Origin of the sequence: Variovorax nitratireducens, assembly GCF_051216545.1 — a bacterium.
Taxonomy (GTDB): domain Bacteria; phylum Pseudomonadota; class Gammaproteobacteria; order Burkholderiales; family Burkholderiaceae_C; genus Variovorax.
The window spans coordinates 446,426-459,021 of record NZ_JBPJZO010000003.1 but is presented as its reverse complement, the minus strand read 5'-3'; the positions used below and the strand labels follow the sequence as shown (position 1 = coordinate 459,021).

The 12,596-nt window shown below is 67.1% G+C and carries 12 protein-coding genes; 3 read left to right on the top strand and 9 right to left on the bottom strand.

What is annotated here, in order from left to right; genetic code table 11:
• Window positions 1-28: 28 nt before the first annotated feature.
• Window positions 29-685 (bottom strand): RNA pyrophosphohydrolase, encoded by a 657-nt coding sequence (locus tag ACSFA8_RS11355; RefSeq protein ID WP_286541936.1) that lies wholly within the window; start codon window positions 683-685, stop codon window positions 29-31.
• 122 nt (window positions 686-807) lie between these two features.
• Between ACSFA8_RS11355 and ACSFA8_RS11350 the strand changes: the two genes are divergently transcribed.
• Complete coding sequence (locus tag ACSFA8_RS11350) at window positions 808-2,553, top strand: proline--tRNA ligase (protein ID WP_435479605.1); 1,746 nt, start codon at window positions 808-810, stop codon at window positions 2,551-2,553.
• Window positions 2,550-3,185, top strand: coding sequence for a lytic transglycosylase domain-containing protein (locus ACSFA8_RS11345; protein ID WP_435479604.1), 636 nt, complete (start codon window positions 2,550-2,552; stop codon window positions 3,183-3,185). Before ACSFA8_RS11350 ends, ACSFA8_RS11345 begins: the two co-directional genes overlap by 4 nt.
• On the opposite strand, the gene paeA is transcribed toward ACSFA8_RS11345, so the two are convergent.
• The 7 genes from paeA to hemA form a co-directional block, all read right to left on the bottom strand.
• Complete coding sequence (gene paeA / locus ACSFA8_RS11340) at window positions 3,182-4,480, bottom strand: polyamine export protein PaeA (RefSeq protein ID WP_435479603.1); 1,299 nt, start codon at window positions 4,478-4,480, stop codon at window positions 3,182-3,184. The genes ACSFA8_RS11345 and paeA overlap by 4 nt on opposite strands.
• Before the next feature lie 49 nt (window positions 4,481-4,529).
• Window positions 4,530-5,525 carry an AAA family ATPase gene (locus tag ACSFA8_RS11335; RefSeq protein ID WP_435479602.1) on the bottom strand — a complete coding sequence of 332 codons (996 nt, stop codon included), beginning with the start codon at window positions 5,523-5,525 and terminating at the stop codon, window positions 4,530-4,532.
• A 107-nt stretch (window positions 5,526-5,632) separates the two neighbouring features.
• Window positions 5,633-6,094: a cupin domain-containing protein gene (locus ACSFA8_RS11330; RefSeq protein WP_435479601.1), complete on the bottom strand. Its 462-nt coding sequence runs from the start codon at window positions 6,092-6,094 to the stop codon at window positions 5,633-5,635.
• Entirely contained in the window at window positions 6,094-6,420 is a 327-nt protein-coding gene (grxD, locus tag ACSFA8_RS11325) for a Grx4 family monothiol glutaredoxin (protein ID WP_286622970.1), read from the bottom strand. Before grxD ends, ACSFA8_RS11330 begins: the two co-directional genes overlap by 1 nt.
• Before the next feature lie 34 nt (window positions 6,421-6,454).
• Window positions 6,455-7,288 carry a peptide chain release factor N(5)-glutamine methyltransferase gene (prmC, locus tag ACSFA8_RS11320; protein WP_435479600.1) on the bottom strand — a complete coding sequence of 278 codons (834 nt, stop codon included), beginning with the start codon at window positions 7,286-7,288 and terminating at the stop codon, window positions 6,455-6,457.
• Window positions 7,288-8,379 (bottom strand): peptide chain release factor 1, encoded by a 1,092-nt coding sequence (prfA, locus tag ACSFA8_RS11315; protein WP_435479599.1) that lies wholly within the window; start codon window positions 8,377-8,379, stop codon window positions 7,288-7,290. The genes prmC and prfA overlap by 1 nt, the downstream gene beginning before the upstream one ends.
• 82 nt (window positions 8,380-8,461) lie before the next feature.
• On the bottom strand, window positions 8,462-9,742 hold the full coding sequence (gene hemA, locus ACSFA8_RS11310) for a glutamyl-tRNA reductase (RefSeq protein WP_435479598.1): 1,281 nt from the start codon (window positions 9,740-9,742) through the stop codon (window positions 8,462-8,464).
• A gap of 93 nt (window positions 9,743-9,835) precedes the next feature.
• Here hemA and ACSFA8_RS11305 point away from each other — a divergent pair, with 93 nt between their 5' ends.
• Window positions 9,836-10,114, top strand: a complete 279-nt coding sequence (locus ACSFA8_RS11305) for a hypothetical protein (protein WP_435479597.1) — start codon at window positions 9,836-9,838, stop codon at window positions 10,112-10,114.
• A gap of 3 nt (window positions 10,115-10,117) precedes the next feature.
• On the opposite strand, the gene ACSFA8_RS11300 is transcribed toward ACSFA8_RS11305, so the two are convergent.
• A complete protein-coding gene (locus tag ACSFA8_RS11300; RefSeq protein WP_435479596.1) occupies window positions 10,118-12,580 on the bottom strand; it encodes a DUF3772 domain-containing protein in 2,463 nt (820 codons plus the stop codon).
• Window positions 12,581-12,596 lie beyond the last annotated feature (16 nt).

Below are 12,596 nucleotides of genomic sequence, written 5' to 3'. Positions count from 1 at the left end.
GCAGCCGGCCGCGAAGCAGACGGCGCGGCTAGCGTGGTGCAGGAAAGGAATCTGGCGTTGGAACGGCATCGTTGGCAAGCTTGACATTGGGATCCGGGTCGAAGGATGCACCCGGCGGAAGTTCGAACGGCGGCGGTTCGTGCCCATCGGAGGGATGGCGATCGAATTCGCGGCCACGCACATTGCTGCGCAGAAAACGGTTGCGGAAATCCTGGCGCGGCAGGTAGCGCGCCAGCTCGGTCAGCGCCATTTCGTAGACGCCGCGCTTGAACTCGACCACCACGTCGAGCGGCACCCAGTAGTCGTGCCAGCGCCATGCGTCGAACTCGGGATGGTCGGTGGCCCGGAGATTCAGATCCCAGTCGTGGCCGGTAAGTTGCAGCAGATACCAGATCTGTTTCTGGCCTTTGTAGTGACCGCGTGCGTCACGGCGGATGAACCGATCCGGCACCTCGTAGCGCAACCAGTCGCGGGTACGGGCCACGATGCGCACATGCTCCGGATGAAGGCCCACTTCCTCGTGCAGTTCGCGGAACATGGCCTGCTCGGGACTTTCGCCGCGATCGATGCCGCCCTGCGGAAACTGCCAGGAGTGGGTGCGGATGCGCTTGCCCCAAAAAACCTGGTTTCTCTGGTTGAGCAGGATGATGCCGACGTTGGGCCTGAAGCCGTCCCGGTCGAGCATAATCAAACCCCAAATTTCAATGAACTGAGTCGATTATGCACGCCGTGTTACGCACGGCAAGCGACCGGTTCGACGGCCAGCACGGCCCTCGTCAATCCCTCACTGTTTCTGGCGCGCGCAAGATGAAAGCATCCGGTTTTTTTGTCTCCACCCTGAAGGAAGCGCCGGCTGACGCCGAAGTGGCGAGCCATCGCCTCATGATGCGCGCCGGCATGATCAAGAAGCTGGGCGCCGGCATCTACAGCTACATGCCGATGGGCTTGCGTGTGATCCGCAAGGTCGAGGCGATCGTGCGCGAGGAGATGAACCGCGCCGGCGCGGTCGAACTCACCATGCCGGTGGTGCAGCCGGCAGAACTCTGGCAGGAGAGCGGCCGCTTCGAGAAGATGGGCCCCGAGCTGCTGCGCATCAAGGATCGGCATGAGCGCGACTACGTGGTGCAGCCGACCAGCGAAGAGGTCGTGACCGACATCGCGCGCCAGGAAATCCGCAGCTATAAACAGCTGCCGAAGAATTTCTACCAGATCCAGACCAAGTTTCGCGACGAGCGGCGGCCGCGTTTCGGCCTGATGCGCGGACGCGAGTTCACGATGAAGGACGCCTACAGCTTCGACCGCGACCTCACGGCCGCGAAGGCGAGCTACCAGAACATGGCCGCGGCCTACCGTCGCATCTTCGACCGCTTCGGGCTGACCTACCGCGCCGTGGCGGCCGACAGCGGCGCGATCGGCGGCGACCTGAGCGAGGAGTTTCAGGTGATTGCCGCCACCGGCGAAGACGCGATCGTGTATTGCCCCGAGAGCGACTACGCCGCCAACCTGGAAAAGGCCGAGGCGCTGGCGCCGGCCGGCCCGCGACCGGCCGGCGCCAATGCACTCGCCAAGACCCCGACACCAGGCAAGAGCACCTGCGCCGACGTGGCCCAACTGCTCGGCGTGCCGTTGGCCACCACCGTCAAGTCGCTGGTGCTGGCCACCGACAAGCTCGATGCGGCCGGCAATATCGCGGGCGTGCAGGTCTGGTTGCTGCTGCTGCGCGGCGACCATGACATGAACGAAATCAAGGTCGGCAAACTGCCGGGCCTGCGCGAGGGCTTCCGTTTCGCCACCGTCGGCGAGATCGAGGATCACTTCGGCTGCAAGCCCGGCTACCTCGGGCCGCTCAACCTCAAGAAGCCGGTCAAGCTGGTCGCCGACCGCGAGGTCGCGGTGCTGGCCGACTGGATCACGGGCGCCAACGAGGTCGACTTCCACATGACCGGCGTCAACTGGCGCCGCGATCTGCCCGAGCCCGACCTCGTGGCCGACATCCGCAACGTGGTCGCGGGCGATCCATCGCCCGATGGCCGTGGCCTGCTCGCGATCGAGCGCGGCATCGAGGTCGGCCATGTGTTCGTGCTCGGAACCAAGTACAGCAAGGACATGAACGCCACCTTCCTCGACGAAGGAGGCAAGCCGCAGTACCTCGAGATGGGCTGCTACGGCATCGGCATCACGCGGCTGCCGGCCGCCGCGATCGAGCAGAACCACGATGAGCGCGGCATCATCTGGCCCGATGCGATCGCGCCGTTCACGGTGGTGCTGTGCCCCATCGGCATGGATCGCAACGCCGACGTGAAGGCCGCGGCCGAGGCGCTCTATGAAGAACTGCGTGGTGCAGGTGTCGACGTGCTGCTCGACGACCGCGGTGAGCGTCCCGGCGCGATGTTCGCCGACTGGGAGCTGATCGGGGTGCCGCACCGCCTCGTGATCTCGGATCGCGGCCTGAAGGAAGGCCAGTTCGAATACCAGCACCGGCGCGACACCGCTGCGACCAAGGTTCCGTCGGCCGACGCCGGCGTCTTCATCCGCTCCAAGCTCGCCGCATGAGTCTGTCGCGACGTTCGTGTCTGAGTGGCGCCGCAGCAGGCGCACTGGCGCTCGCGTTGCCGCGCGTGGCACTTGCGGGTGCACAGATCGAAGAGCCGCTGATCGACTCGGTGCGCAACGCGCTGAGCTCTGCCATCCGCAGTGCAGCGCCCCCGCGGCCCGAGTTCCCGGACACTGCGTCGCGGCTGGCCTACCTGCGGTGGCTCGGCGAAATGAGCGAGCGCCTGAAAAAGAAGATCGTCGATCCGCAACCGCGCATCGATTTCCTCCAGACCGTCTGGTACGAGAGCAAGCGTTCCGGCCTGGACGTCAGCCTGGTGCTGGGGCTGATCCAGGTTGAAAGCAACTTCCGCAAGTACGCGGTTTCGAGCGCTGGCGCGCGCGGCCTCATGCAGGTCATGCCCTTCTGGACGCGCGTGATCGGCGACGGCGACTCGGCCAAGCTGTTCCACATGCAGACCAACCTGCGCTTCGGTTGCCAGATTCTTCGGCACTACCTCAACCGGGAAAACGGCGACCTGTTCCTCACGCTCGGGCGCTACAACGGCAGCCGCGGCAAGGCGCCGTACCCCAATGCCGTGTTCGCCAACCAGCGTCTCTGGGTCTTCACCGAGCGGCCGCCCCAGGCTTAGACCGAGGCGCCGCCGCGGGTGACCATCACCTGGTCGATGCGGTGGCTGTCGACGTCCATCACCTCGAAGGTGTAGCCGCAGCAACTCACGCGATCCGTGCGGCGCGGCACGCGGCGCAACATCACCATCAGGAAGCCGGCCAGCGTTTCGTACTCTTCGGCGTGTGGCAACCGCTCGATGTCGAGCGCGCGCTGCACGTCCTGGATCGGCGTCACGCCGTCGATCAGCCAGGAGTTCTCGTCGCGCTGAACGATCTGCGGCTCCTCGTCGAGCCCGCTCACCAGATCGCCCATCACGGTACTCATCACGTCGTTGAGCGTGATCACCCCCACCACCAGGCTGTATTCGTTGACGATGATCGCGAAGTCTTCGTGCGCCTGCTGGAACTGCTCGAGCACCTCGGTGAGCGACAGCCGATCCGGAATCACCAGCGCCTTGTGCAGCGGCACGCCCTGGTCGAGCGCGAGCGGCTGGCCGCTCAGCACGCGCTGGAACATGTCCTTGGCATCGACGTAACCGAGCACATGGTCGATGTCGCCGTCGCACACCGGGTAGGCCGAAAACGGTTCGGCCACGATGCGTGCGCGCAGCTCGGACTCGGGGTCGTCCTTCTGGAACCAGGCGATGCGGTCGCGCGAGGTCATCACGCTGCTCACCAGCCGCGTGTCGAGCTCGAACACGTTGGCGATCACCTGCTGCTCGCGCACCGCGAGCACGCCGGCGCGCGCACCAGCCTCGGTCATCGCAAGAATGTCGGCCGAGGTGATCTTGTCGACCCGCTGCAGCGGGATGCCCAGCAGCTTGAACAATGCGTCGGTGCTGCGCGTGAAGAACCAGACCAGCGGCTTGAAGGTGGTGATCAGCACGTTCATCGGCCCGACCATGCGCACCGCGAGGCGCTCGGGGTCGCTCATTCCGAGCCGTTTGGGAAACAGGTCGGCGAACACCAGGAACAGCGAAATCACCAGGACGAATGAGCCTGTGAAGGCCCAGGCCTTCGCAGCGTCGGGATTGAGCCAGAGATCGAAAAGGCGCAGGAACCATGGCGAAAAAGCGCCTTCGCCGACCACGCCGCCAAGGATCGCGACGGCATTGAGCCCTATCTGGACCACGGTGAAGTAGTGGCCCGGCTGTTCCTGGATGCGCAGCACGCGCTCGGCGCGCTGGTCGCCCTCGTCGGCCATCTGGCGCAGGCGCAGGCGGCGCGAGGCGGCCAGCGAAATCTCGGCGAGGGAAAAAAAGGCGCTCGCTGCAATCAGCAAGGCGATGACGAGCAGGCTTTGGGTCAGGTTCATGGCACGGTCTTCACAGACCTTGATGGTGCCATGGACGGCTGCCTGCTACTTACTGCATGAATCCGATCCGGCTCCTGGCGCCCGTCGCCCGGGGCAGATCGTCGACGCGAACCTCGTCGCGCTGGGCCAGGCGGGCATTGCCGAACCCGGTCATCAGGGCGCGCCTCATTTCGCGGGGCGCGAGGGTGGACAGGTGGTCGAGCACGTCGTCGGCAGGCTCGGGGTTCAGCAGCCGGCCCCAGTCGTGCTCGGCACGGATCGACGTGTAGAGCTGGCGCGCGATCTGGCGCGCCGCTTCGGGCGAGGGCGCCTCGATCTCGAACACGTTCATGCGGTTCAGGATCGGCTCGGGAATGCTGCGTTCGTCGTTGGCGGTGGTGATCCAGATCACCTGGCTCGCGTCGATCGGCACCTCGGCGAACTCGTCGATGAAAGCATGTGCCGTGTCGTGCTCCAACAGGTTGTAGAGCGCGCCGAGCGGGTCGTACTGGCTGTCGCTGCCGGCCTTGTCGATTTCGTCCACCACCATTACCGGATTCGCGTATTGGCCGTCGACCAGCGTTTCGAACACCTTGCCAGGCTTGGAACCTTTCCATTGCGAGGAGGAACCCGACAGCAGCCAGCCGGCCGTCATCGAGTTCATCGGCACCAGCGACATGCCGGTGCCCAACAGTTCGGCCAGCTTCTTCGCGAAGTGGGTCTTGCCGATGCCGGGCGGCCCGAGCAGCAGCATCGGCGTCACCTCCAGGCCGTCGCGACTGTCCTGCGCCAGCGCGACGTGCCGGCGCACGTCGTCGAGCACCTCGGTGAAGTTGGGCAGCTGCGCATAGAGGGCGGCCATCTCGGGCACGCCGCTCGGCTTGACCTGGAAGCGGTCGGGCCCGCGTTCGAGCATGCGTTCGTAGGTGGTGCGGAGGTGTTCGTGATCCCGATCGGGCAGCTTGGCGAGCTTGCGCTCGACGTCGTGCGTCTGGAACACGCTGCGCAGGTTGGCCAGCGGCAGTTGAAAAGGCGGGGTAGCGGGGACGAGACTGCGGGAATCCATGGACACCTCCGGTTTCGAACACTTGGACACAGCATAAGCCGTGCCCGGAGCCGGTGGATGTCCAGGTCTTTACGGTTTTGGTTTTTTGAGACAGGAAAGCGGGCTTTTCACACACCGCCGTGAGGGTGTGTGGGGTCCACCCAAAGTACAGTGTCCGGTTTTTCCACCGGCTCGATGTCGAGGTTCACCGCCACGGCTTCGCCATCGCTGCGACACAGCACGCATTGCAGCGCTTCGGTGGTGCTTGCGTTGATTTCCTGGTGCGGTACGTACGGCGGCACGTATATGAAGTCGCCCGGGCCAGCCTCGGCTGTGAACTCGAGCTGCTCGCCCCAGCGCATGCGGGCGCGGCCGCTCACCACGTAGATGACCGACTCGAGGTGGCCGTGGTGGTGGGCGCCCGTCTTGGCGTTGGCATGGATGGTGACGGTGCCGGCCCAGAGCTTCTGCGCGCCGACGCGGGCGAAGTTGATCGCCGCCTTGCGATCCATGCCCGGCGTCTGCGCCGTGTTGCCGTCGAGCTGGTTGCCGGGAATCACGCGCACGCCGTCGTGCTGCCAGGCCGGCATCAGGCGGCTTTGCTGTTGACGACCTGTTGCAGTTCGCCCGACTCGTACATCTCCATCATGATGTCCGAGCCGCCAATGAACTCGCCGTTGACGTAGAGCTGCGGAATGGTCGGCCACTGGCTGTATTCCTTGATGCCCTGGCGGATGCCGTCGTCTTCCAGCACGTTCACCGTCTTGAGCGTCCGGGTGTCGACGCCCACGGCCTTGAGGATCTGGATCGCGCGGCCGGAGAAGCCGCACATCGGAAAGCTGGCGTTGCCCTTCATGAAGAGCAGGATGTCGTTGGATTTGACGAGGTCGTCGATGCGTTGCTGGGCGTCGCTCATGGCTGGCTCCTGAATAAGGGTGGGTTGGGGCGGATTATTTCACCGTGCGCCAGATCCCGCCGGAGCAGCGCGCGATGCCGGCGAGATCGTCGCGGCTTTGAACTTGCGTGAACCCGCGGGCAGTCAGCAGTGCGCGCACCGCGGCCGCCTGGTCGAAACCGTGCTCCAACAGCAGCCAGCCGCCCTCGACCAGATGTGCGGGCGCGTCCTGCGCGATGCGGCGCAGGTCGGCCAGGCCGTCCGGCCCCGACGCCAGCGCGCCCAGCGGTTCGTGGCGCAACGCGGCAAGGTGCGCGTCGCCCGCGGCGATGTAGGGCGGGTTCGAGACGATCAGGTCGTAGCCGACGGCGGCGCTGGCAAGCCAGTCGGCCTGGGCAAAGCGAACGGGCAGCGCCAGCCGTTGCGCATTGGCACGGGCGACCGCGAGCGCGTCGGCGCTGGCGTCGACCGCATCGACCGTTGCGTCCGGTCGCGCCTGTTGCAGCGCCAGCGCAATGGCGCCGCTGCCGGTGCCGAGGTCGAGCAGGCGCGGGGCCTGGATGCCGGCCGCGAGCGCCAGGGCCCAGTCGACCAGCGTTTCGGTGTCCGGCCGCGGCACCAGCACGCGCGGGTCGACCTGCAGCGTCAGGCCATGGAACTCTTTCTCGCCGAGCAGGTAGGCGGTCGGCTCGCCCGCGGCGCGGCGCCCGCACAGGGCCTGAAAAGCCTGCCAGGCGCCGTCGGGCAATGCGTCGGTGTCGTGGGCCAGCAGCCAGGCGCGGTCGTGGATCGATTGGCCCAGTGCGCGCAGCAAGAGCAGCTGTGCGTCGAGCCGATCCACGCCCAGCGCCGTGGCGGCCCGCAGTGCCTGCATCAGCGTCGTGGGCATCACGCGGGCAAGGCCGACGACTCCAGCTCCGCCAACTGCTCCGCCTCGCGCGCCGCCTGCAGCGCGTCGAGCACTTCGCCGAGGTCGCCCTCCATGATGGTCAGCAGCTTGTAGAGCGTGAGGTTGATGCGGTGGTCGGTGAGCCGGCCCTGCGGGAAGTTGTAGGTGCGGATGCGATCCGAACGGTCGCCGGTGCCAATCAGCCCCTTGCGCTCGGCCGCGTCCTTCGCCGCGCGTTCGCTGCGATCCTTTTCCTGAATGCGCGCCGACAGCACCTGCAGCGCCTTGGCCTTGTTGCGGTGCTGGCTGCGATCGTCCTGGCATTCGGCCACGATGCCGGTCGGGATGTGCGTGATGCGCACGGCCGAATCGGTCTTGTTGATGTGCTGGCCGCCGGCGCCCGATGCCCGGTAGGTGTCGATGCGCAGGTCGGCGGGGTTGATCTGCACTGCCACCGTCTCGTCAGGCTCGGCCAGCACGGCAACCGTGCAGGCGCTGGTGTGGATGCGGCCCTGTGTTTCGGTCGCCGGCACGCGCTGCACGCGGTGGCCGCCGGACTCGAAGCGCAGCCGGCCGAACACGTCGGCGCCGACGATGCGGATCACCACTTCCTTGTAGCCGCCGAGCTCGCTCTCCGATTCGCTCACGATCTCGCAGCGCCAGCCCGCGCGCTCGCAGTGGCGCGTGTACATGCGCAGCAGATCGCCGGCAAACAGCGCCGATTCGTCGCCGCCGGTGCCGGCGCGGATTTCCACAAAGGCATTGCGCGCGTCATCCGGGTCTTTGGGCAGCAGCAGGCGTTGCAGCTCATCCTCGAGCTTTTGCAGTTCGGCTTCGGCGGAAGCGATTTCTTCCTGCGCCATCTCGGCCATGTCGGGGTCGTCCAGCATCTCGCGTGCACTGGCCAGGTCGGCCTCGCGCTGCCTGAAGCGCAGATAGCGCCCGGCGATCTGCGTGACCTGGGCGTGCTCCTTGGACAGCAGCCGGTACTGCGTCATGTCGGCCATGATGTCTTCGCGCGAGAGCAGGAAGTCAAGCTCTTCGAGGCGTTGCGCGTAGCGGTCGAGTTGCTGGCGGAGAAAGGATTTCATCGGAGGGCGAATCGGGGGCAAAAGAGGGCGCGAAGACCGGGCGCCCGCCGGCGGCGGCGGGCCATGCGACGGGCAGGCGTCGCTAACGCTCTTTGCGCAGGAACAGGCGCGACAGCGTCTGCGCTGTCTGCTCGCGCGCTGCGGCGTCGCCGGCATGCAACTCGGCCATCGCGCCGTGCAGCATCTTCTGCGTCAGGCCGCGCGACAGCGCCTGCAGCACCGTCTCGACGTCTTCGCCCTTGGCCAGCAGCTTGCGCGCGCGGGCAAGTTCGGCCGCGCGCCAGTCGTCGGCCTGTGCGTTGAGCTGCTGGATAAGCGGCACCGTGCCACGCTGGTCCAGCCAGTGCATGAAACTCTGCACACCGGCATCGATGATCACCTCGGCCTGCGCGACCGCGGCCTGGCGGCTGGCCTGGCCTTGCTGCACCACCTGGGCCAGGTCGTCCACGGTGTAGAGGTACACGTCTTCGAGTTTCTTGACTTCGGGTTCGATGTCGCGCGGCACGGCCAGATCGACCATGAACATCGGGCGGTGCTTGCGCTGGCGGAGCGCGCGCTCCACCGCGCCCAGGCCGATCAGCGGCAACGTGCTCGAGGTGCAGCTCACGACGATGTCGAACTCGGCCAGCCGAGCGGGCAACTCGGCCAGCCGCATCGCCTCGCCGCCGAAGCGCGAAGCCAGCTTCTCGCCGCGCTCGAGCGTGCGGTTGGCGATGACGATGGACTTGGGCTGCCTTGCCGCGAAATGCGTGGCGGCGAGGTCGATCATTTCGCCGGCGCCGACGAACAGCACGCGCGTTTGCTGCAAGTCTTCGAACAGCTGGGCGGCGAGCCGCACCGAGGCCGCCGCCATGCTGATCGAGTGCGCGCCAACCTCGGTGGCGGTGCGCACTTCCTTGGCCACGGCGAACGAGCGCTGAAACAGCTGGTTCAGTGTGCTGCCAAGCGCGCCGGCGGTTTCGGCGGCGCGGATCGCGTCCTTCATCTGGCCCAGGATCTGCGCCTCGCCGAGCACCATCGAATCGAGTCCGCTGGCCACGCGGAAGGCGTGGCGCGCGGCCTCGTCGTCGTGCAGCGTGTAGGCGTGCGAGCGCAGCAGCGCAGGCGAAACGCCTCCGCTTTGCGCGAGCCAGCCGACCGTGTGGTCGAGCGCCATGTGATCGGCGGCGCAATAGATCTCGGTGCGGTTGCAGGTCGAGAGGATGGCGGCCTCGACCTGCGGATGGCGGCCCCTGCCGGCGCCCTCGAACGAACTGCGCAGGCTGTGCAGCGTGGGGGCGATCTGGTCGAGCGCGAACGCGAAACGACCGCGCAGATCGAGCGGCGCGGTCGTGTGGTTCAACCCAAGGGCCCAGACTGACATTCCCGGATTATAAAATTTGCTGGGGCTGTCCGGAGGACACGGCCGCTATGACCTCCATAGCGCGGCGCAAAACCCCGCTTTCCAACTTTCCAGATGTCCGCGCTCGACCTGCTCTACCACCTGCTGAATTTCGCGGCACCTGCCTTCTTCGTGGCGGGGGTGCTCGCGCTGCTGGCCCGTTTTCTGTTGCCGCAAGCGGCCGGGGCGCCCGGCCGGTGGGCTCATTTCGCTATTAATTTGATAGCGGGTGTGATCGTGCTGTGCGCCGGGCTCGCGTACTTCGGGCGCGATGGAATGATGCTGACCTATGCCGCGCTGGTGGTCGTCTGCGGCACCGCCCAGTGGTGGCTGGGCCGCGGCTGGAAGCGCTGAGGCTCAGTTCTGCAGCGGCGCGGCCGGCGGGCTTTCCCCGGGCGTCGCCATCGGCGTGGCCCCGCCGGGCGCGACCAGCATGGTCGGCACCGACAGCGGCAGGTCGGCCGCCTGCAACGCATCGAGGATTTCGAACAGCAGGTCGCTGCGCACCCCGCCGGCCAGCCGCGGGCTCGGTACATAGGCGATGGCCTGGAAGATCAGGGTGCCGCCTTCGATGCCTTCGAGCGTGACCGAGGGCTCGGGCGTGGCCAGCACACCCGCGTGCGCGCCGCAGGCGGCCAGCATCAGCTCGCGCACCTTCTTTGCATCGGTGCTCAGCGGCATCGGCAGCCGGATCAGCACACGCCCTTCGGCATTGGCCAGCGTCATGTTGCGAACGGTCTTGGTGATGAACTCGGAGTTCGGCACGATCAGCGTCGAGCGGTCGCCGAGCTGGATTTCAGTGGCACGCACGTTAATGCGCCGCACGTCGCCCTCGGTGGCGCCCAGCACCACCCAGTCGCCGACTTTCACCGGCCGTTCGGCGAGCAGGATCAGCCCCGAGATGAAGTTCTGCACGATCGCCTGCAGCCCGAAGCCAATGCCGACCGACAGCGCGCTCGCCACCCAGGCGATGCGGTTGATGCCGATGCCCAGCGCCGACAGCGCGAACGCCACCACCAGGATGCCGCCCGCATAGTTCAGCAGCGTGGTGATCGAGCTCTGCATGCCGGGCTCGAGCGTGGTGCTCGGCAGGTAGCGCTGCTCCAGCCAGCGCTTGAGCACGCGCAGCGCGACGAAGCCGCCCAGCGCCACGCCGATGGCGCTGAAGATCGCGCCGGGCACCAGTTCGAACTCGCCGATCTTGAATCCGGAGCCGAATTGCCCGCTGCGCTGGAACACCTCGCCCGGGCTGGTGCCCAGCGGCGCCACCAGCGCGATCACCATGTAGAAGAACAGCGCGACCCGGCTCAGGCCCGACAGCACCACCGCCGCCTGGTCGAGTGTCGCGGGCGCGAAGCCGAAGCTCTTTTGCAGCCGCGCACCGAAGCTGCTTCTGGAGGACACCACCGCCGTGAACAGGTCGTCGGCAAACTTGAACAGCACGTAGAACGCCGCAGCCACGATGCCGCCCCAGGTCAGCTGCCCGGCCAGAAAACTGGCCATCGCCACGTAGCCGGCGGCCACCAGCACCCAAATGACAACGACGATGACGACCACGGCGCTCAGCAACATGCCGACCCAGACCGGGCGCTCCGGCGGCGCGTCGGCGCCGGGCTCGGCGTTGCCGGCGGGCCGGCCGGCCGGCTGGCCAGGCCCGAGCCGCAGCACGATCGCGGCGATCAGCGCGGTGAGCGCGAGCGCCGTGACCACATGCGTTGCCACCACCGCGGCGAAGCTGGCGTCGACCACCGCGTTGACCTGGGCCGGTGCCCACACCAGCGTGCCGATCAGGGCGATCAGCCAGGGATAGGGCGCCAGCCGTGCCGCCATAGCGTCGGGAATCGGCGGCAGTCGCCATGACGACCGGTGGATCGACAGCAGCGCGCGCCCCAGTCCGACCACGAACGCAATGAAGATGCTCGACGCCACCACCGCCTGCGCCACCTTGCGCGTGGCCGGACCCCAGGCGCCATGCGTGTCGAGCACGGCGTGCAGCCATTGCGCCGCCATGCCGACCAGCGCCACGTTGGTGCCGACGATGGAGATCACCAGCAACGAGCGGCGCAGCCGCCCCGGCGGCAGCACCCGGGCCGCCAGTTTCACCAGGCCGAGTTCTGCCAGCCAGTTGCCGAGCAGCGCCACCAGCAGCGCGGCGGCAATGCTCAACAGCACGGCAGTGCGGTGCGCCGGCTGGCGCACGACGGCCAGACCGCTGCGCAGCTCGGCGCCCAGTGCATGCAGCCGTGCCGTGTCGTCGGGCCAGGCGTCGCGAATATCGAGCCAGAACTCGCGGCCCAGCGGGGAAGGTGCGCGCTCGGTGAGTTGCGCCTCGAACAGCTTGCGCCGCTGGCTCAGCAACTCGCTGCCGCGCTGCTGCGCGTCGACCACCAACAGCTTGGCGAGCCGCACATCGGCATCGAGCGCATTGCGTTCCTTGAGCAGCGCGCTGCGCTGGCGCGTGATGTCGGGGTCTTCTGTGCTGCCGGGCGCGGTCGGTGCATTGCCGAGTTCGCCGAGCCGGGCGTTGAGGTCGGTCAGCGGCCCGCTGCGCGAGCTGACGAAGGCATCGGCCTGCGTGCCGATGGCGTTTATCTGCTTGAGCAGGCCGCGCATTTCCTCGTTGCTCTCTGCCTTGGCAGGCAGCCTGGCGAACGCGGCGCGCAGGTCGGCCACGGTCGCTTGGGCCGGCGCTTGCGCGCCGTCGGTCGCAGCCGACGCATCGGACGCGGCGGGTGCAGTGGGCGCACGATCCTGCGCGCAGGCCGAACCCAGCAGCAGTGCCAGCATGAAAGCCGCGCAGCAGCGTGAAATCAGACTCATCGGCGCATCATAGAAG